This window comes from Bradyrhizobium sp. F1.4.3, from assembly GCF_040548375.1.
Lineage (GTDB): Bacteria > Pseudomonadota > Alphaproteobacteria > Rhizobiales > Xanthobacteraceae > Bradyrhizobium.
Window position 1 is genome coordinate 1 of the sequence record NZ_JBEPRN010000012.1, and the last position, 19157, is coordinate 19157.

General features: G+C 58.6%; 18 protein-coding genes and 2 pseudogenes. 3 read left to right on the plus strand and 17 right to left on the minus strand.

The annotated features are described in order from the left end of the window. Positions 1–209 precede the first annotated feature (209 nt). Together ABIB73_RS25865 and ABIB73_RS25870 are read right to left on the minus strand one after the other, a co-directional pair. The gene (locus ABIB73_RS25865) at positions 210–392 is read right to left on the minus strand and encodes a transcriptional regulator domain-containing protein (RefSeq protein ID WP_354097925.1); all 183 of its coding nucleotides are present in this window, start codon (positions 390–392) and stop codon (positions 210–212) included. A gap of 155 nt (positions 393–547) precedes the next feature. Further along, on the minus strand, positions 548–826 hold the full coding sequence (locus tag ABIB73_RS25870) for a DNA -binding domain-containing protein (protein ID WP_354097926.1): 279 nt from the start codon (positions 824–826) through the stop codon (positions 548–550). 168 nt (positions 827–994) lie between these two features. Between ABIB73_RS25870 and ABIB73_RS25875 the strand changes: the two genes are divergently transcribed. Continuing rightward, positions 995–1240, plus strand: a complete 246-nt coding sequence (locus tag ABIB73_RS25875; RefSeq protein ID WP_354097927.1) for a helix-turn-helix domain-containing protein — start codon at positions 995–997, stop codon at positions 1238–1240. 211 nt (positions 1241–1451) lie between these two features. Here ABIB73_RS25875 and ABIB73_RS25880 read toward each other — a convergent pair. Next, positions 1452–1619 (minus strand): annotated as a pseudogene (locus tag ABIB73_RS25880) (DUF736 domain-containing protein); the annotation flags it as partial. A gap of 1155 nt (positions 1620–2774) precedes the next feature. Here ABIB73_RS25880 and ABIB73_RS25885 point away from each other — a divergent pair. After that, entirely contained in the window at positions 2775–3014 is a 240-nt protein-coding gene (locus ABIB73_RS25885) for a hypothetical protein (RefSeq protein WP_148778779.1), read from the plus strand. A gap of 193 nt (positions 3015–3207) precedes the next feature. Here the strand turns inward: ABIB73_RS25885 and ABIB73_RS25890 are convergent, their stop codons facing one another. The 10 genes and pseudogenes from ABIB73_RS25890 to ABIB73_RS25935 all read right to left on the minus strand — a co-directional run bounded on the left by ABIB73_RS25890 (position 3208) and on the right by ABIB73_RS25935 (position 11242). Next, positions 3208–3810 (minus strand): NAD(P)/FAD-dependent oxidoreductase, encoded by a 603-nt coding sequence (locus tag ABIB73_RS25890; RefSeq protein WP_354097928.1) that lies wholly within the window; start codon positions 3808–3810, stop codon positions 3208–3210. A gap of 424 nt (positions 3811–4234) precedes the next feature. Further along, a pseudogene (locus ABIB73_RS25895) lies at positions 4235–4363 on the minus strand (FAD-dependent oxidoreductase); the annotation flags it as partial. After that, positions 4341–4736 (minus strand): Rid family hydrolase, encoded by a 396-nt coding sequence (locus tag ABIB73_RS25900; protein WP_354097930.1) that lies wholly within the window; start codon positions 4734–4736, stop codon positions 4341–4343. The gene ABIB73_RS25900 and the pseudogene ABIB73_RS25895, both read right to left, overlap by 23 nt. 101 nt (positions 4737–4837) lie before the next feature. Continuing rightward, positions 4838–6898: an alpha/beta hydrolase domain-containing protein gene (locus ABIB73_RS25905; RefSeq protein WP_354228645.1), complete on the minus strand. Its 2061-nt coding sequence runs from the start codon at positions 6896–6898 to the stop codon at positions 4838–4840. 87 nt (positions 6899–6985) lie between these two features. Further along, positions 6986–7132, minus strand: a complete 147-nt coding sequence (locus ABIB73_RS25910; RefSeq protein WP_354097932.1) for a hypothetical protein — start codon at positions 7130–7132, stop codon at positions 6986–6988. Then, positions 7122–8150, minus strand: a complete 1029-nt coding sequence (locus tag ABIB73_RS25915; RefSeq protein ID WP_354097933.1) for an alpha/beta hydrolase — start codon at positions 8148–8150, stop codon at positions 7122–7124. Before ABIB73_RS25915 ends, ABIB73_RS25910 begins: the two co-directional genes overlap by 11 nt. Next, positions 8047–8466 (minus strand): M14 family metallopeptidase, encoded by a 420-nt coding sequence (locus tag ABIB73_RS25920; protein ID WP_354097934.1) that lies wholly within the window; start codon positions 8464–8466, stop codon positions 8047–8049. The genes ABIB73_RS25915 and ABIB73_RS25920 overlap by 104 nt, the downstream gene beginning before the upstream one ends. 204 nt (positions 8467–8670) lie before the next feature. Further along, positions 8671–9531 (minus strand): phytanoyl-CoA dioxygenase family protein, encoded by an 861-nt coding sequence (locus tag ABIB73_RS25925; RefSeq protein ID WP_354097935.1) that lies wholly within the window; start codon positions 9529–9531, stop codon positions 8671–8673. Positions 9532–9568: 37 nt separating this feature from the next. Then, positions 9569–9730 carry a hypothetical protein gene (locus ABIB73_RS25930; protein ID WP_354097936.1) on the minus strand — a complete coding sequence of 54 codons (162 nt, stop codon included), beginning with the start codon at positions 9728–9730 and terminating at the stop codon, positions 9569–9571. Positions 9731–9757: 27 nt separating this feature from the next. Continuing rightward, positions 9758–11242: an alkaline phosphatase family protein gene (locus ABIB73_RS25935; protein ID WP_354097937.1), complete on the minus strand. Its 1485-nt coding sequence runs from the start codon at positions 11240–11242 to the stop codon at positions 9758–9760. Between the two features lie 1203 nt (positions 11243–12445). On the opposite strand from ABIB73_RS25935, the gene ABIB73_RS25940 reads away from it, so the two are divergent. Then, a complete protein-coding gene (locus ABIB73_RS25940; RefSeq protein WP_354097938.1) occupies positions 12446–13966 on the plus strand; it encodes a carbohydrate porin in 1521 nt (506 codons plus the stop codon). 242 nt (positions 13967–14208) lie between these two features. Here the strand turns inward: ABIB73_RS25940 and ABIB73_RS25945 are convergent, their stop codons facing one another. From ABIB73_RS25945 to ABIB73_RS25960, 4 genes are all read right to left on the minus strand, one after another. After that, a complete protein-coding gene (locus ABIB73_RS25945) occupies positions 14209–15348 on the minus strand; it encodes an alkaline phosphatase family protein (protein ID WP_354097939.1) in 1140 nt (379 codons plus the stop codon). Positions 15349–15754: 406 nt separating this feature from the next. Continuing rightward, positions 15755–16558 carry an MBL fold metallo-hydrolase gene (locus ABIB73_RS25950; protein WP_354097940.1) on the minus strand — a complete coding sequence of 268 codons (804 nt, stop codon included), beginning with the start codon at positions 16556–16558 and terminating at the stop codon, positions 15755–15757. Between the two features lie 213 nt (positions 16559–16771). Then, positions 16772–17995, minus strand: coding sequence for an ABC transporter substrate-binding protein (locus ABIB73_RS25955; protein ID WP_354097941.1), 1224 nt, complete (start codon positions 17993–17995; stop codon positions 16772–16774). Between the two features lie 88 nt (positions 17996–18083). Next, positions 18084–19070 carry an alpha/beta hydrolase gene (locus ABIB73_RS25960; RefSeq protein ID WP_354228650.1) on the minus strand — a complete coding sequence of 329 codons (987 nt, stop codon included), beginning with the start codon at positions 19068–19070 and terminating at the stop codon, positions 18084–18086. Positions 19071–19157: the final 87 nt, after the last annotated feature.

Sequence of the window (19157 nt, forward strand, 5' to 3'; positions counted from 1 at the left end):
TCAGCCAGAGATGATGTTGTGCCCCTTGAAGGCGCAATACGGCATGCCAGCCGTCAGATGCCTGTCTGATGGCGCCCGATGAAAGGTCGGCAAGCGGTAGCCCCGCGCCGACCGCTTTTTCGCCGGACGCGCTGCGAACGACCGGCACCACCGTCGGCAACGCCTCAGGTGACCAGAAGATTGTTTGTTGGTGAAAGGACCCCTGGGGGTCATGAGCGAAAGCAGACGCCCCATCTCCTTCGGAATTCGGAAGTCATCTGCGATCGATTTTGACGATAGGAAGCCCGATAGTTGGAGCTGCGCCGCAGTGACTCCCAGGCGAAATCCGCCATCTCGCCCGACTTGATAGCCTGCTGATACGCCTCTGGTGAGCGCCAGTCGAACTCAGACATTGCTATGATTCCCTGCCGTGATCGATTGCGGCGCAATGTCTATGAAGCTTAGCATTGTAGGAAGTCACCAATTGTGCATCGCGTGATGCATGCAGGCGATCACGCGTCAGCGGAGAAATCTCTTCTCGAGTGCGAACTCACCATGAGAAATTTTGCTATTTAGTCGCGCCGCCGCGAAGCAAGTTACGGTAGCCGTGGTCTGCCATCCATTTTGCGCGGGCCAGATGACTATCAAACGCATTGCGGGCGCGAGCCGGTTCACGATCTGGATCGATATGCAACACGATCCGAGCCACTTCTTTCCAATCGGCGCCGTCAGTCTCGGCATCAAGAAGTCGCCAATACGTTATCAGATGCTGCTCGTCATAGGTCGTCAGCACCGGCTCATGCGGCGCGACATCGGCGACATCAGGATCTAGCTGCGGCTTCGTCATGACCATCCCAGCAAACAGCGAATGATTCAAACCTCTCTGAACGGCCGAAATTGTTTAAGCGTCCAATTTTAGCCCCATTCCGGGCCGGCCGGCCAGCGAGGACCGAGGAATACATACTATAGGAGATAAACCTCATAGTATGTAAAGACGCAATTTGCGCTAATGGACATGCGCAGGTTGGTCGGCCGAAATTTCGCAAGACTGCGGAAGCAGAAGCGCTTCACGCAGGAGAAATTCGCCGAAGTGTCCGGTTTCACCCAACAGTATATCAGTGACCTGGAACGTGGGCGCCGCAATCCAACCGTTGTAACCTTGTTTGAGCTCGCCAGCACATTGGGCATCAGCCACGTTGATCTCGTCCTCCCGGACGAAGAGGCGCGTAACGAGCGATCGAAGCCTGCCAGGCGAAAGTAATCGGGCCGCAAGAGTTGATTCGGCCAAGCGAGACCGGCACCTTCGCAAATCGCGCCCCACAGATGACGCGCCGGCCTCTCATCAAATGTAGTTGCTCGTCAGCTGCGCACCAATCAAGCCTAGCGCAACGGCCTGTCGGTCGGTGCGCGGACTGGGTAGGAGTTTAGGAAGCCCCGCTCGAGGGATCGGGCGGGGCTTGGTGGAGGGATTCTTACTCGCCGTTCTTGCGGGGCCGCGACCAGAGCAAGGTGTAGCCTTCGCCGCCTTCCTCATCGAACAGGTTCGCGTAGATCGGCGCGTTGAACGAGGGGTCGTCGAGCTTGAGCGAGAGGTAGTCGCGTCCCTCTTCGGAGCGCTTCGACCAGGCTGCCCCGATCTCGACGTTATGTCGTGCACCACATAAGACCGATTGGTAGGGCTTGCTTAAAGCATCCGAGGAGAAGCCCTGTCACCTTTCACTCAAGCTCGACGACCCCTCGTTCAACGTGGCGCCCTGTGCGACCTTCGACCGATGATGGCGACGAAGCGTCATCACTCATGCGTGGCGGCTGTGAGAACTGGTCGAGGCGTATTCTCCACCCTGCCGGCGGACTGCAAGGGGCGGATTTTCGCGAAAACGGTCAAGCGCGCCCATGTCATTGCCTGATGATCAATCCTCTCAGAGAATGTGCGACTCCGCGAGTCCAAGACGCACTATTTTTCGTAGTACGGAGATAATCAATTTTTCTTATTTCGGAGCGAACGCATTGTTTCGTTGCTGCGCGGTGAGAAACGGCGTCTACGGACTCGTCACCTGACGTCTGTTCGCTGAGCGAGTTGCTAGCGAGCGTCGTTACTGTTCCTCCGATGATAAATGTCCTATCAAACTGAGTTTGCCGCCACCACCGTCGCGAGCCAGCGTGTCGCGGCGTCATCTATCGTGCATTTGATGACCTGCGCATGCAACTTCGTTTGTTTGTTGAAATCTGTTGCCAACTCACGGTGACATCCGCAACACGCGCCATGTTGCGCTGGCTCCTTAGCGAGCAACAAAGGCATGCGCGCGCTCCCGAACAGAGGCAGTCGAACGAATAAGAACGTCTTGATGGCCAACCGATCGTTCCTGGCGTGAAGGTGGTGCGTGAATCGTCGCAGCTCTCTACCTCGATTACTGGAAAACCTTGCGCACACGCCCGATAAACGACAAGCTCCCCGCCGAACGCAGCACAACAGACAGCATGGAAGTCGGCCCTCCATCCGGATTTCGCGTGACAGATCGAATAAGCTGATGGAGCGTTCGCGACGGACTAGCAGCGACAACGAAGCATAAAGCTGCTTTTCGTCGCGACTTCGCCAGCTATCATATATGCACTGAAGCAATCGAGAGTTCCGATGGAAGCAGCGCTGGTGAGCCGATAACGAAATGGAAAACAGGATCCGGATTGACGGTCCAGCAAGCGAACCCGTCAATCCGTGTGTCCTCGACGCACCTTGCGGCTTACGAGAGGCCGATTGGCCTCGCGCAGAGATATCATCGGAGCGCGATCAGCAGAGCTTGACGATCCTTCTGGAGGCGGCGGTGAACGACATTGGCATAGACATCAATTGCAAATCGGATCGATGGTCGATCACCTTCGATCTGGAGAAGATTGACAAGTTTAAGGCTGCGCACGGCGCTGATCGGTTCATCGAACTAGGATGTCGCTACGTCGAAGAGCGCTGCGATGAGCTCGGCCTCGTTGACGACCTCTGGCTCTGGCTTGACGCAGTTCGCGCCAACGGGAGAGCAAACTGACCTCCGCCGTTGGCTATTTCGCATGATGAGCACCCACCTGCGCCAGCGACTATTTACAGATGTCTTGCCGAAGCGAACCGTGAGATGATTCGATTTTGATGGATACTGGGCACGCGATCACGTGACCTCATGGGTTCGAGTCGAGGCGCACTGCCACCCCATCCGCCGCCGGACTTGCGATATGCCCTTGCTATCACTCACTGGCTGCAAAGCGCCGGGGCGAATAGGGCGCTGGGTCAACCACCGGCTTCGCGCCGCAAATGATATCCATCCAAAGCATTTGCCGATCATTTGGCAATTTCCTCGGCAGTCCGGGATAGGCATTGAGCGCGAATCCCCGAAGGACGTGTGCGCGTTTCCAGTTAGGTTTGGCTCGTAAGCCTGCCAATTCGACCTGCCCGGTTACGCGAATGCCGGAACGTGTGCTCGTGGTGGCGAGTTTTGGATCGGTAAACAAGATCAGGTGCTTCAGCCTGATCTCCGGGTTGCGAATGATGACGTGATAACCCCGCTCACTCTCAAGAAAAATGCGATCTCCAAGGGCCGCAGTAAGTTGTTTCGACCACGCGCCGGCCGAAATTACAGCTCGGTCGCAGAATACCTCGCCGTCAATCGTCCGGACCGCTTTGAGCCGACCGCTCTCGATGCGGAAACCGGTTGCTCGGCCTCTTATGATCTGCGCACCGGCACGGACCGCGTGGCGTGCCAGCGCGGCGACATAGCTGCCGGGATCGATACATGCGGTTCCCTCGACGGCCACAGCAAAGGTGTAGCCGGGGTCGAGGTCCGGCTCCATCGCTGACAGCTCCTGCCGTCCAGCTCACGCCAAACTGTGCCGTTTTGTCGTCTAAGGCTCCACGCCAGCGAATTGCTATCGAAATCGCTTCGCTTCCGAAATACGTGGAGCAGGCTCGCGTCCTCGGAGCAACTCCGGAACACCTGCGCGCCAGCTTATGATGTCGCTCCCTGCAATCCGAAATCAGGTCACGAATGACTCGCGCCGTTCTTTCAACCCGCTCAACGGTTGACCCGGAACGAAGGAACCGCCAAAGCCATGGAAGTAGGTGGGGAAGATAAGACCAGCGAATGGTGAAGGACCGAGTGGATCCGCAAGGTAACGTGGAACAAGTCGCCAAAGCCCGGGCACAGACACTGGAACGACGAGGCCTAAGCCATGCGCCGTTGCCGTAGCTGGCCGCATGATCACCTCCAGGTTCGCCGAGCTCGATGATCGTCACGTCATGGCCGTGCCGTACAAGTTCGATTGCGGTTGCGGCGCCGACAATTCCGGCGCCGATCACCACGACTTTTCGAGGCGATGTTCCTTCAGACTCGCGCATCGACTGCATCGCGATCGGCCCTGACGGCCAGCAGCATGATCTCGACCAGCGTGTCGCCGATAAGTTGCGCGCCTACGCAGGTCCGCTGGGGCCAATGGCGTGAATCGTCGCCGATCCAGGTGCACCAAGCTTCGTCAAAAGACGCCTTGTGGCTCAGATCCGACAGATAGACCGTGGCAGAGAGTATTCGCTCCTTGTTGCTACTGAGTTGCGCCAAAAGGTGATCGAGCTCTGAGAAGATGTCGGCGGCTTGGTCCAAAATGCTTGGCGGCTTTCGATCCGGGATAGTGGCCACCCAAACGAAGTCGCCATACGCCGTTCCTGCGTTCCTGCCGGTTGCCTTTCCACGAAGCCGTTCGATTCCATATGCATGATCAGACACGGGCCAGCGGCTGCAAGCGGCAGAGGTTCGGCGTCAATTCGGGAGAGACAAGATCAGGCCAAAGGCCGTCGAATCTGATGACGAACAAGCGGCATCTTTCGTCAGACATTGTTTTCGCGCCTATCGCAAGAATCGTCAGCCGACAGTCTCACATCGGTTCGCGGTCTTCCCCAATTGGAAGCTCTTGCGACGACACGATCTACATCCTCCTCGATCATGAAGCGCTTCGTAACAAGCCGTTCGGCTGCGTCGCGTACGCTGCGAACATACGCAGCGGACGACCCATATCGCTCGAGCACTGATTTGCGAGGATCGCGCGTTGCTCGCTGTTCATCGGGCGTGTCCGGAAATGGGATATAGCTCCCTTTCGTTAGCCAACTGATAGCGCCATGGCCATTCCCCCGTTTCAGGATATTCCAACCGGTATAGGTTCCCAAGGGAGCCGTTGCCATTGGAACCTTGACGCCATCGCATTCGTTCCCGTCTTCGTCGACGCTTGGGACCAAGATCATATATCCTTCCCGGTCCACGATCACTGGCGGGAGTGAAGAGAGCACACCTTCGGCCGCCTTGGGACCGAAATCCATCAGGGGCAGATCGAGAGGTCCTTCCGGAAGCATTTGCCCCTGGATGTTCGGGAATTGTGTCGCCCATTCCGCGAATGAGACAAGCGTACCGGCTTCGATCGTAGGATAGCTGGAATCTGGCGGAGCCAGTCCGTCTGATGCCCATACGTCCATCGCATCCAACATCGCTCTGAAGAACGGGGACGTATACACGTTATTGATGAGATTGACGACGTCCGCTGATTGTTTGGGCGAAACCAGTCTGGGATTGGCCGAGTGCTGCGAGCTCGTCCAATGATAAATGCGGACGTTTTCCGGCTGCTTGAGGTCCCGCCCCCGCGTGTCGGTGTGGACGAGAGAGCCGCGACGTTGCCAATACTCCGTCGATGTATGTGTGTGGATGACGAGCGGATCTGTGCTTGGACGCTTCAAGATTGCGTCGCTTGCCCCCGTCAGGTGATCGGTTGTTTCAGCATAGGAGAACGGAAATAGATCGCCGTAGCAGAACCGGTGCTGATAGGCGCCGCCGCTTGGCGAGAAGATGTTGGCGAAGCGCCGGTTCATTTTGACCAGTCCAGCACCCGAGACGTGAGGCATCACCCCGTCGAAAACTCGTCGGCCTTTTTTATCGGCGTTGAACCCGTGATAAACGAAGTCTCGCAAAAAGCGTCCCGTTTGGGAGCGCCCCCAAGCGTAAGCCTTCTCCATGCCTCCGATTGGGTTAGGTCGACCTGCCGAATCCTCTTGGTCATAGCGCAGGAAACTGACTAGATCCCGAAGTGCGACATAGCCAAGGCCAAGCACAAGAGGATCTTTGGCCGTATAAATCAACTCATAGATCCAACCCGGTTCAAATCCGTCCTGCAGCAGCAAATGGGTGGACGAAGGTACTATGCCGATCTTCTTGCTCTGATCATCCAGCCGCGTCCCGCCCTCGATCCGCGCAAACTGCCAGGCGTCGGGGTCAATGTCTTCACGCTCGCTATAGGGATACCGGCGCCGGCTGAGAGTTGCATTCCGGGTGTTTAAAGAGGTCGTCGGGTAGGAATGTGCGTCGGAACGGCCCGACAGAGGCATCATGTAGCTGCCGCGCTCGTCGACCGAAAACTCCTGCAGCACCGTTCCGTTGATCGGCTCTCCTTTATTTGTCGCAACGGGAAGCTTAAGAACCACCCGCTCACGCCCCGGCAAAATTCCACCCTGCCATGCGCTCCAAAGGAGGGTGTACCCACGCCGGAACAAAAAACCGTTTCCCGCGTCTTCGAGGGTGCTTGGATCATTGTTGGCGGGGGCGTCGTTGAAGAACTGGAGGGAGCGCATATTGCCCCTGTTCCCGCAGTCATAGAACAGCCGGCCGTTCCCCCTGGCCGGCTCTACCGGCTTCAAGATCAAGAAATCCGCGAAGAATTCCACCAATCCGTCTTCGTTTCGAGGCGCCAAGTCCAGGTCGAGTATTCCAGCTTGCGGGCCTGCATCCGGGCTCACTGCGAAATGCGCGCAACCGCGCAGCCGCTCATAAGCACCAGCCTGGTCAAAGTGATGTCCGCCAGCGAAACTCTCTCGCTGCTTTATTTCGATGATGATTTTGTTGGTCACGTTTGTATCCATTCGTATGACGAAGGCTCGGGGCCGAATACTTAGGCCGTTCGCCCGCGGCGGCTAATTGCCGATCGCCGTGCAGTTTCAGGTGAGATCACGGGCCGAAGAAGTGCGCGGCACAATGTCGCTAGCCGCGTCCAACTTGGCAAAAACGTCAATGGATGCTGCGCTGCATGTGCCGGAAAGAAGCATGAGTGCGGCGCGCATCGGTGCGAGGATCTTACTTTTCATTCTCGACACCTTTAGGCTGCAGCCGGATTGAAGTGTCTCGGACCGCGATTTCCCTGACGAAGGCTGCCGCTTCGCAAATGGCAGTGACAGCTCGGGGAACCATCCGCGTTCGGGCTGCAAAGCCGTGGGTCAGCCCGTAGTATCGTCGCACGACGGCACGCCCACCTTCCTTGCCGAGGCGCTCGGCAAAGGCGAGTTGATCGTCACGAAGAATGTCGAGCTCGGCTATTCCGAACCACATCGGGGGCAGATTGGAGAGGTTCGGTGCCAGAAGCGGAGATATATAGGGATTACTGACCTGAACCCCACTCGGCACATAGTTTACGATATAGCCCAGTTTCCGGATCGTGGGATTGCCGTAGCGGCCGTCGCCGAAAGTCAGATGGCTCGAGGTGTTGAAATTGACGTTCTGATAACCGCCGTAAAACAGGACGAGACCGCTCGGAGAAGGAAGCCCTTCGTCCCGGCACTTAATCGCTGCAACGACGGAAAGATTGGCACCGGCCGATCCCCCGCCAAGAAAGATGCATTGACCATCCACATTCAGATCTTCTGCATTCCTGCGGCACCAATCCATGGCCGAGAGAACATCGAGAATGGCGGCGGGAAAACGGTTCTCGGGGGCGAGGCGATATCCGAGCGACAGAACCGCGAAACGACATTCCTTGGCTAGGTGTCGACAAGTGCAATCCGCTGAGGCGATAGATCCTCTGTTCCAGCCTCCGCCATGAAGGTAGATCAGGATCGGGGTGCGTTCCCTTGACGGTTGATAGAGTCGGCCCGACAGAGCGCCGTCTGAAATGGGAATCGTCACGTCGTTGACGGCCTCAATGTCAGGCGCGCCCTCGTTCCAGAATTCCGAGAGACGCGCCTGTTGCTCGCGAATGCCCTGCAGTGTTTTCGCGGGGCCACCGTCAAGACGTACCAGGTCCTCCTGCTTGGCTATGGCATTCGCCATATCTGCATCCAGCGAAGGGGCGCCCGGCGCCGGAACGAAGTCGAATTGCAATTTTCTCATCGTTTCTCTCATTGATCAGATGCTGATGTCGCTGATGGCGCGGTGCATCGAGCGGGGAGTTGCGCCGATCCGCGCGAACGGCGGGTGCGTTTCTGGCAGGCAGGACGATAATGCGGCCACGTAGGTCGTTGTCCTGCAGCTCTTGGAACAGCTTCATCAGGATGATCCGGCCCTCGTACTCGTTACCGTAGTTGCCAGCCATCAGCAGTACGCCCGAGCCGTCACCGTTCCGGATCGTGATAATCGGGACGGTTCGTAGTTGTAACCAGCGTCGTCGCCTGACCGATCGTGGACAGCGAGAGGCAACCGGAAACATGCGACCTGCTTTCCCTTCACGTCCAGATCGAGCTCCGAAGCAAAGCTCTACGTGTAGCGCGCATCGAGTAAATCTCCTGCGAGTTTATCCAATCCCACCGACAACCGGATGGAGATCGGGCAGCTTAAGATCGGTCACACTAGCTCTCCCACACACGTCATCCGATACGGGGTCTTCGCCTTAGGCCAACTGTGGCGGTGAGGCTCAGAGCATAGTTTTTGCTGTGAGCGGTTTTTGCTTGTTCTGGTAGTCAGCCGCGACTGCATCCTTCCGTCTGCGGCTTTCGGCAACTATCTCGTTGTAGAATTCAACAGCTTCTGGATCAAAATCGCGGTGCGGACGTGGCTCGGCGATAAAGCTCCGATGCTTATCGGTTCCGCGAACCAAGGTCGCGCTATCCCTGAACCCGCTCGTCTGACTAACGTGAGCAGCGACGTATCTAACGGTGATCCCCAAACGGCGCGTATCGGAGAAATTCGGTTTTGAGCCATGAATCAGCATGGTGTGATGAAGAGATATCTGGCCAGGTCGAAGCTCCAAATCGACAGCCTGAGCTTCATCGACATTGACCTCGACATCCTGGCCTCGGCTCAATAAATTGTTTCTATTGTCGGTGTCCCTGTGCGGCAATTGGCCTTGATGATGGCTGCCGGGGATCACTCTCATGCATCCATTCTCGCGGCTGCTGCGCGTTAGGGCCACCCACGCCGTGACGACGGTCGGCTCGGAAAGACCCCAATACGTCGCATCCTGATGCCACGTTACAAAGCTCGGATCGTGAGGTTTCTTATCAAAGTGGCCGGTTGCCCACGCCAGGATGTCTGGCCCAAGCACATCCTCGACCGCATCCAAGATCCTCGAATTTCTCATAAGATCATTGAGCCACATCATCAGCAGATGCGGCTTTATCTTCGATCGTGCCCATAGGTCTGGCTCGCGACTTTCGAGACCTTCCATGCGCGCAAAGAATTCAGCGGCCTCTTCAACTGAAAGAGCGTCGATCGGACACACGAACCCTTCTGAGCGATATTGCTTAATCTGGGCCTCACTCAACATTTTCGGCATTTTTTCTTTCCTTGATAGCCAGCATCGAATGCTTTGATTAAATGAAGCCGCGCTTGGCAAGGTAACAGGCGATAGCAAAGGCGTGCCTATTACCATTGACCACCTCGTCGTCGGACTTCTTGATCTCGGGCGGCGGCGCCGGAATACCGCGGTTGACCGGATGGTTCTTGGATAGTCCATAGCGCAGGAGCGCAAACATTTAGGTCTCCAGAGATGAGCGCGCGGATCAGCTGACCCAAGCACCCGAGAGGTAGCAGGCGCCGTCCACATGTATGCGGCGAAGCACCTGCGCGTAGGAACCAAGGTGCGCGTCAAAGACGTCTTCGCGAATTGAAGGACTTTCCTTGGCTGATGGCGCGATCAGTTCGCCAAGCACCCGTCCGGTCATACTCTGCGACACACCCACACCGAGCAGCCGTAGAATGGACGGGGCCACGTCACAGATGCCGGACGGCACCGCCGAGACGGAACCTGCTGCAGGGAACGCGGAGCCGGCGACGATGCCCAAGGCCGCTAGTTCTTTGGGGTGTAGCCCGCCATGGACGCCGAGGCCCGTGCGACGATCATTATCATAGAAGGTGCCGCCGGCGAGACCGAATGGGTCGATGGTATCGTCGGCGCGGAAGGAAAAAGCGACGTCCGGCGCACGGGCATGATCGGCGAAGACGAGGCGGTTTGAGAGGCTCCCGGGGGCAATGCCGTTGACCTCATCCTTCGCGCGGGTGAACACTGACCCGCACCACGGCTCGGACGTAATGGTCGCAACCAAACGGGCAATGTTCGCCTTATCCGGATCGAGAAGATAGAGAGCGCCGACCTGGCCCGGCACTACCACCACGTCAATATCGGGAGCAGGTGCGACGCCGGGTCTGAAGCCAGCCGCACGCAGGCTATCAGCCACCGATACGCGCGTGCGGCCGGTGATATGGCCATGGTCTGAGAGCGCGAAAATCTGAACGCCGGTCTGTCTCCCCTCGGACTCCCACCAGTCGAGCACACGGCCGAACTGTTGATCGCAATAGGCGATGATGGACCGTGTCGCCTCCGCGCCCGTACCGTGGAAATGCGAGGTGACGTCGGGTTCGCCATAAGAAAGGATAGTGACATCGGGACGATATTTCGGCCAGACGACGTCGAGGAATGCCGACGTGATCCAGTCCTGCCCGATGCGATCCGGCTCAGTCTTAGGCGGGGCCGGGGTCAATGGACTAATATGCGCTTCAATCTCGGCGAGCACATCGTCCGGCGTGCAGGCCTCGCGGAAATGACCGGAGAGGCGGACATGTCCGAAATCCTCAGCCTTATGGTGAAAGAGCCGGGTCGTTCCGGGCGTATTCGTGGCGAGGACAGCGAGGCTCCGCCCGCTCGCCGCCAAGATCTCGCCGAGCGAGGGCACCGAATAAAGCCGCCCGCCGCTCTCGAGGTCGAGCCGGCGCAGCAGAACTGCGTCTGAAGTATCAATGTAGCGCGCCGGGGTAACGGCGCGATCAACGTATTTGTTACCGACCATGCCGTGCCGGTCCGTGGTGGCGCCGGTGACAAGACTCGGGAAAGCCGAACGGGTCTCGCTCGGATAGACCGTGCAATGGTTAGCAAGCGTCACCCCGGCCGCCTTCAGGCGCCAAAGGTTGGGAGTCAGTTCTGGGTCAATCAGGTCCGGACGTAGGCCATCGAAGCTGGCGATAAGAAAGCGGTTCTTGGAATCAGACATCGTTTTCATTCCACGCGAAGCAATCGATAGGTGCTCCGAAGTAGCGCCTCAGTGCGCAAAGCCCGCATTATGCCTCTCATATTCGTTGCCGCCGTTGCCGGCCTCAGCAAGACGCCGCGCCCCTCGCCGTTGTGCGGCAACAGCAGCTCATGAGTACGATGCCGAAGAGCAGATGCGAAAAACCACAGCTTCGCGGGCGCATTCGGATGCTCTCAATCAATACGGATGTCTTAGCCCATACTTCGCATGAAACGTTTGCCGAGCACCGCAATGAGACTACCTATCTCGTTTGCGCGCGTTCGCCGCTCTGCGAGAACTTAGAAACTTGCATTGCTACAGTCCGATGACACCCATCGAATAACTCGATGCTAACTGGCGCATCATGCGATGACGATGTATGGCGCTCCGAAGGAGAATGATGTCGGAAGAGAACTTGTTATCGCTCTGATGCGATGCCCACTTCGTGAAAATCGCTCAAACAGAGCGTGATGCGCGCGGTAAAGGGCCGACGCAAGACCCTGATCCGCACCGAAACAATCGGCGACGAACTGGCTGCGTTTCATACGGGTAGCAAGATAGCGATTGTGTCGGGCCACACGCGGAATACGAGTCTTGCCGGCGGAGGCGATCCGGAAGGATGTGATCAGCGCCAGCGAGCTTGTTGGCCTCAAACGACGCGCAGTTGTCATCTCCGCCGATCCCTGCACGCAGAGACCGGAACGTTTGTTGTCGTCGCGGTTTCGAGTGAGGGAAGCACTAGACTAGCAGCGCATCTGCCTGTTCCAACGATCACTCCGTAGGCCGGATCTGCAGACGGGTCGCGGCACGCGGTCGCGTACGCCTCCCGCGAGACGAACTGTTCCCGTGGAGGCGGACCGCGCCCTCAATCAGACTAAACGTAGTGGAGAGATTGGCATTGGCTCGAGAGTTCGAGCACTTGCCAGGATGGTGCGCGGACTAGCTGGAGCGCAGCACATTGAGCGACAGCCCGTCCTGTCGCGACATCCCTTTCTGCACGAAGTCTTACGCACCATCCCATCTTGCGGGAGCTCTCATCGAATTATTCGATGGGCGTCATCCCTCTGTTTCGATTTCAATGCGAAGGATCGCGCGTCAGAGACCTAGCTCTTTCTCGGGGGTATTATGCGAGTTGATATAAACAGTACCGGCGTTACCAACGCCCGCGTTCCACAAGATGATCAGATGAAGCCGCTGTACGCAGCCGCAGAATCTGTTTTCAGTTTTCGACCAACTACAAAACAAAGAGGGCTTGTCGTCGCGCTATCCCTCGCAGCAAGTTTCGTCGGCAGCTCGGCACTGGCACAAACTGCCAACATGCCTAACCCAAAAAGCGACACTCCGGATGAGGTCGCTAAAAGAAAGACTCAGAAGAAGAGAGACCCGATCGTAAAACTCCAGCAATCTCGTCAACAACGAGCAGCAAGTCTCGTGGGCAGTCCGGCGCCGGCACAAACCGCCAATGCGCCATTCGCAAAATTCGAAAATCTCCGTGAAAAGGGATTGTCTGTCAACATTCCCGGGCCTGCCGACACGGTTGATCGGGACATTGGGGGCGTGAGATCTGCTCTGGCAGAGGCAGGCATCGGCTATATCGGCTGGACGCAGAATACCTACACCAATAATCTTCTTCCCGATGCAGCCAAGAGCACCATCGCCAAGCAGCTGTATAATGGTCAGAATCCTACCTACAGCACCGTCAACTACATGATGATGGTCTACGATCTCAGCCGCTACGGAATCCCTGACGGGCAGATCGTCATAGGCACTGAGCACCAGGCGTGGAGCTGGCAACCGGGAGGGCCGGACCGTTGGGGCATCAACGAAATCGCTTACTATCAGACGCTGTTCGACCGCAAGGTCGAGCTGAAGTTCGGCTATCTCAGAAACGCAAACGAATTCCTGGGCCCGAGCGTCGGTGGAAACGCTGGCGCAAACGTGTTTGGCCCTTCCTCCAACATCCTGTATCAGGGCGGCGAGAGCAGCAACGCGACGCCCACCCCGGCTGTGAACGTCAAGTATAATTTCGACGGGAACTTGTACACAAAGGCCACGATCCAGCGCTCGATCAGTCCCGACGGCGTTGCAACCGAAGTGACCCAGAATCCGACTGGTCTCGACTGGAGCACGCCAAACACAGGCGTTCTCTTCATGGATGAAACGGGTTACAAGGCGAAGGCCGCACCGGGATCGTTTGAGACCTGGGTCCGGGCTGGCGTAGGCGTCAACAACAGCCGCTATACGAACCTCGCCTTTCCGAAACAGCCGAGAGCGAACGAGAACAATTTCTATTATGTGGCAGGCGATAGACAGCTCTGGCAAAGCGATCCGCAGGGGCTCGTATCGCGAGGCTTTTATGGTGGCTTCTCCGTCATGGGTGCTCCGCCCGACCTGAACAAGGTCGCGCAGTACTATGAGCTTCGCTTCTACGTGAAGGGCCCCTTCGACTGGCGGCCGACCGACCAGATTTCACTTGTTGCGACCCGGACGGTTTGGAGCAACATTGCTGTGCAATCGGCACTGGCCGCAGGCAATCTCGTTCATAGCGACAGCAAAACCATCTCAGCGACGTATTCCGCGCATCTTGCACCCGGGGTCTACGCGAATATCGGCCTGTCATATATCAACCATCCGACGAGCATCACTTACCTGCCGCAGACAGGACACGCTCTGAACTTCTCGGCATCTACGTCGATCTTCTTCTAACGCCTCCTCTTGCGGCCCTGCGCAGCGGATCAACCAGATCGGCTGCGCAGGGCTTGTTGCCAAGGAACTCCGCTGCGAACCGGATTGATCGCGAGTCTACCGCGCAGTCAGTTCGCAGTATCAGTATCAGCTCGGACTGAGCTCAGAACATCGGCTTTGTCTTCCGCGAGAGGCAGGTCTGCCTGCTCTCGATCGGGATCGCACCAATCTCTCTGGCTTCTCATGTAGAAGCTCACTCGGGGCTACAGGTCGCGCAGGCGCGGCATGATCGGCGCTCGGCTCGAGGTGCGTCTCAGCGCCCCAACATTCGATCCGGCCGCCGGCGATATAGCCCGCACCGCCAACATGCTCGCGCCGAAGAATCTGGCGATAGTCCCCAAGCCGGGCCTCAAAGACTTCCTCGCGCGGGTAATGAGATTTGGCGCCAATGCGAGCGCCTCGTGGAGCACCCGTCCGCTCATCGTCGGCGTGGCCGACACTCCAAGCAGATGGAGAATGGTGGGCGCGATGTCGCAGATTCCGGACGGCAAAGAAGACGAGGCGATCCCGACTGCTGCAAGCTCTTTCGGATGAAGACCACCATGCAGGCCGAGGCCAGTGCGGCGATCATTGTCGTAGAATGTGCCTCCCTCAAGGCCGAAGGCATCATCGCTGTCGTCCGTGCGGAAGGAAAACGCAGCGTCCGGCGCTTGAATATGGTCGGCAAAGACGAGCCGCTTCGAGAGGCTGCCCGACGCAATCCCATTGACCTCGTCTGCCCGCGTGAAGATCGGGCCGCACCACGGCTCGGCCGTAAGGCTTGCGACCAGCCGCACGAGTGTCGCCTCATCCATCTCATCAAGATAGAGCGCGCCAACTTGCCCGGAAACGACCACGACGTCGACTCCGGGACCAGGCGCCGTACCCGGAGAAAAGCCCGCCGCCGGTAGGCTACCCGCCACGGAGATCCGCGTATGGCCCGCGATATGGCCATGATCGGCGAGGGCGAATAGCTGGACGCCGGCCGCCTTCCCCTCCTCGACCCACCAGTCGAGCACGCGGCCGGACTGGCGGTCGCAATATGCGATGATGGACCTGGTCTGATCGGCTCCCGCGTAGAAATGCGAGGTGACGTCGGGCTCGCCGAATGAGACGATCGTGACATCCGGACGGCATCTGGGCCAGACATAGTCGAGGAAGGCCGATGTTATCCAATTCTGGCCGGCGCGGCCGGGCTCGATCTTGGGAGGCGCGGGAGGCAAGGCCCCGAGCTGGGCCTCGGTGTCGGCGAGGACTTCGGAGAGCGTGCATGCCTCGCGGAAGTGACCGGAGAGACGGACGTGACCAAGGTCCTCGGCTTTGCGGTGAAACAGCCGCGTCGTGCCGGGCGTATTCGTCGACAAGACGGCAAGGCTCCGGCCACTCTTCGCCAGGAGCTCGCCAAGCGAAGGCGCCGAAAACAAGAGCCCGCCGCTCGCGACATCGAGTTCACGCAAGAGAACCGCATCGGTCGTGTCGATATACAGCGAGGCGGCAGGGTGGTGCGATCGTCACATTTGTTGCCGACCATCCCGTGGCGGTCTGGCGTTGCGCCTCACCGTGCGGTGATTGGCAAGCGTCAGGCCAGCCGCTTTCAGCCGCCACAAATTGGGGGTGGTCCCGGCTGATCAGATCGGAGCGAAGGCCGTCAAAGCTGACCACGAGAATCCGAGGTGATTCAAGCATCTTTCAAATCCGTTCTTTCTCGCACGGGACCAAGGTTAGGATCCCGATCCGGCAGCCGGCTCGAACATGCTGGCGCTGTTCGCCTCAAGCCTTCTCACGCCGCCTGATGCACCCGCTCGCATCAAGGCTAATCCAATCTCCGGGGGCCAAGACCAGCGATTCAGGGACGCTCTCACCCGCAGCTTTCGCATCAGCCAGGCAGCGCTGGAATTGATGGACCAGCGGATCGTCGGGGTCGGTATAGTGACAGGGCAGAACCGTCTTCAGGCCAAGCCACTGCGCTGCCAGGACGCCTTCCCGCGGCGAAAGATCCGTGGTGAGTTTGCGGCCGGGCCTTGGATCAGCAATGCCGCTCGGATTGGCAATACCGAGCGATCCGATGGTCGGCTGATAGAGCTCGCCCTGCAGGCGCATGTCGGAGAACAAGGAGGTGTCACCGGGATGATACCAGCGCACGCCCGCTCCGAGCTCGATGATGAAGGCCAGGGGAATGCCGGAAACGAAAGATCCGTCCGGCATTGTCGCCCCCGAGCAGTGCCGGCATTCCAGCGTCTGGATCTCAAATCCTGCAATCTCGAGGCGCATGCCCCAGGCCGTCGGCCTGATCTGGGATGCCGGAACGTCCAGTGCCCGGAGATAGGCCTGGACCTCATTGCCGCACAGGACCGTTGCGCCCGTAAGTTTCGCAATCGCCGGCGTGTCCCCGAGGTGATCGCGGGCCGCATGCGTGACCAGGATGAGGTCGACACGCTCAAAATCTTCGGCCTTGACCAGAGAGGACGGATTGCCGGCAAAGAACGGGTCGAGCAGAATGCGCCTGCCGTCGGGGGCTACGATTTCATATGCGGCAACGCCATGATATCGAACGTTGCAGACTGAATGACTCATCCTAATTACCTCCAGGAACGAGAGCGAAGTGTTGTCGCTGCGGCTTGCGCATCAGTATGGGTCCGCAGGTGAGACAGCTTGAATCTGATACGGATTGCAGGCCGGCGAGGATTGGATGCGAGATGATACTGGGCCGGCGCTCATGCTTGCACCCTCGCCTTGCCTGATGTGAGCAATGAGACTGGACAACCGCCCGTGCTTTCAGCGGCGAATTCATTTTGGAAGTAGCTGCTGGACCGCTTCGGTCATTGCCTTTATGGCGTCTTCGGGCGAACGGCGCAGCGTCACCACATCCTGCAGCAGCAGGCGGATCCGGTCCGTGATCCGAAGCGAGTTGTCGCCGGGGAAGGAATACCAACCGCCCGCTTTGCCGGCCTCCCGGATCGCGGCCATCCGCGGGTCGCCGGGCGGCGTCGAAGCCTCGAGCGCCGCGATGGCAATTTGGTTGCCGGGCAAATAGCTCGTTACATCCGAGACGATGCTTTGTGCCGCCGGGCTCGCCACGAACTTCATGAACGTCCAGGCCGCTTTCTGGTGCTCGGGCTTGCGGGTGACCATCATCACGCAGTTGCCGCCGACCGGGAGCCTCCCCTTGTCCACGACCGGAATAGGCGTTGTCCGCAAATCAAACTTCACCTGTTTAAGCTGCGTCTTGAGGAATCCGCTCGAGGTCACGATCATTCCGATCGTTCCGGCGGAGAATGCCTGGTAGGCCTGTCCGCGAGGCATATCCACTTGGCCCGCCTTGCCGAAATCGCGGAGGATTTCGAGGGCGCGCAGTCCCTCCGGTCCGTTGAACGTGATCGTGCGGTCGTCGGCGGACATCATCCGCCCCCCTTGCGATTCGATCAGCGCCATGAAGGTCCAGTTGCCGGCCGCGGCGTAGTCGAAAAAGCCGCCGATCCGGTTGTCGCCAAGCGCGGTGATCCTGGCCGCGAGAGCTGTTATCTCAGGCCAAGTCTGGGGAAGGTGGTCAGGATCGCCTCCCGTCTGCCGCACGAGTTCGGCGTTGTAATAAATGATTGGCACGGAGATGATAAACGGCAGCCCATAAAGCTTCCCGTCAGTCCGGCACAGATCGTCCGAGATCGCGTGGTAGCTGCTCTCAGCCCAGGGTTTATCCTCGATCAGGAATGGCGACAGCGGGAGGACCAGGCCCCGGCGTATGGTCAGTTCAGAGCGGTTGTAGCCCTGAAAAATGACGTCAGGAGCTGTCCCGGTGACGTTGTCGCGGAGCAAGCGCTGGGTAAGGTCGTCATAGTCAGTCGCCGGCGGCCGCACCGTTACCTTGATCTCCGGGTGCTCGGTCTTGAACGTCTCGATCAGCTGAGGCGGCACCAGCGAACCGAGTGACATGACGTCGATACCAGCTGCTTCAGCCTGCTGGATACACGCACCCATCAGGAAGAGCAGCAGAAGAAGCGGTCGCTTGAACATGTTGGGTGCGTCCTGATCAAGGCTGAACTAAGTAAGCAGAAGGGAGAGCGAGCTTGAATTTTGCAGCGGGCCAGCTGCCGCCAGCCGCTCAGATGTCTCTTGCCTTCAGGTTTGCCAAAAATCGTGCGGCGGTTCTGATGGCATCGTCAGCGCGGGGGACAAGACGAACGCGATTGGCAAAGCCGTGGATCAGCCCCTCATATCGCTGAACATCGACCAAAACGCCTGCCGCCTCGAGCCGGCGAGCCATCTCGAGCTGGTCGTCGCGGAGCACGTCGAGCTCGGCGATCCCCATCCAGATCGGCGGCAAGCTCCTCAGATCGGCGTGAAGCGGTGCGAGATAGGGATCAGATGGCGATGTTCCCTCAGGCACCAGGGCTTGGATATAGTGCTCGACGCGAGCCTTCGACATTCCGAACTGTCCGTTCCCGAAGAGACGATAGCTCTCGCGCCCGGTATTCGTGATGTCATAGCCGCCGTAGAATAGCGCCATGCCGACGGGCAACTTCTTGCCTGCGTCGCGCCGCCAGAGCGTTGACGTCAAAGCAAGAGTTGCACCTGCCGACCCGCCTGCCACGGAAACGCGGCTGGCGTCCAGATCATAGTCGCCAGCTGAGGCAAACAGCCAGTCCAGCACCTTGACGATGTCCTCAAGCGCTGCGGGATAGGGATGTTCGGGCGCCAGGCTGTACTCGGTCGCGATCACCGCGAGCTTTCCCTCTTCGGCCATTCTCCTGCAGATGCAATCGCAATGATCGAGCGAACCCCGAACGAAGCCGCCGCCGTGCATGAACAGCGTCACGGGCAGGTGTCCCGCAGCGTTCTTGTAGAGGCGGGCTTTGAGCGGGCCATGCGCGCCTTCGATCGAAATAGGTATGACCTTTTCGATCTCTGGTGAGCCTTCATTCCAGAAGGGCGCAAACCTTGCTTGCTGGTCTCGGTCCCCCTCGAACGTGGAGGGCGGACCGCCATCAGCTTTTACCATTTCTGACAACTTCGCCATCGCGATCGCCATGTCGGGATCGATCAAGTCGTTGGAGGCTGCCTGCCCGCGTCGGGTGCTCTGCGTAGACATGGAATGTCCTGAACTCGGTCGTGAGGTAGGTGACGTGATGAACCCCGATGCTTGCCCGCACGCGCGGGCCGCGCCGCTTGGGCCTGC

Excerpts from the sequence above, each read along its gene's own strand:
- ABIB73_RS25955 (WP_354097941.1), bottom strand. The coding sequence starts at position 17,995 with ATGTTCAAGCGACCGCTTCTTCTGCTGCTCTTCCTGATGGGTGCGTGT.
- ABIB73_RS25935 (WP_354097937.1), bottom strand. The coding sequence starts at position 11,242 with ATGTCTGATTCCAAGAACCGCTTTCTTATCGCCAGCTTCGATGGCCTA.
- ABIB73_RS25910 (WP_354097932.1), bottom strand. The coding sequence starts at position 7,132 with ATGAAAAGTAAGATCCTCGCACCGATGCGCGCCGCACTCATGCTTCTT.
- ABIB73_RS25930 (WP_354097936.1), bottom strand. The coding sequence starts at position 9,730 with ATGTTTGCGCTCCTGCGCTATGGACTATCCAAGAACCATCCGGTCAAC.
- ABIB73_RS25920 (WP_354097934.1), bottom strand. The coding sequence starts at position 8,466 with ATGTTTCCGGTTGCCTCTCGCTGTCCACGATCGGTCAGGCGACGACGC.
- ABIB73_RS25940 (WP_354097938.1), top strand. The coding sequence starts at position 12,446 with ATGAAGCCGCTGTACGCAGCCGCAGAATCTGTTTTCAGTTTTCGACCA.
- ABIB73_RS25925 (WP_354097935.1), bottom strand. The coding sequence starts at position 9,531 with ATGCCGAAAATGTTGAGTGAGGCCCAGATTAAGCAATATCGCTCAGAA.
- ABIB73_RS25865 (WP_354097925.1), bottom strand. The coding sequence starts at position 392 with ATGTCTGAGTTCGACTGGCGCTCACCAGAGGCGTATCAGCAGGCTATC.
- ABIB73_RS25875 (WP_354097927.1), top strand. The coding sequence starts at position 995 with ATGCGCAGGTTGGTCGGCCGAAATTTCGCAAGACTGCGGAAGCAGAAG.
- ABIB73_RS25915 (WP_354097933.1), bottom strand. The coding sequence starts at position 8,150 with ATGAGAAAATTGCAATTCGACTTCGTTCCGGCGCCGGGCGCCCCTTCG.
- ABIB73_RS25870 (WP_354097926.1), bottom strand. The coding sequence starts at position 826 with ATGACGAAGCCGCAGCTAGATCCTGATGTCGCCGATGTCGCGCCGCAT.
- ABIB73_RS25960 (WP_354228650.1), bottom strand. The coding sequence starts at position 19,070 with ATGTCTACGCAGAGCACCCGACGCGGGCAGGCAGCCTCCAACGACTTG.
- ABIB73_RS25950 (WP_354097940.1), bottom strand. The coding sequence starts at position 16,558 with ATGAGTCATTCAGTCTGCAACGTTCGATATCATGGCGTTGCCGCATAT.
- ABIB73_RS25890 (WP_354097928.1), bottom strand. The coding sequence starts at position 3,810 with ATGGAGCCGGACCTCGACCCCGGCTACACCTTTGCTGTGGCCGTCGAG.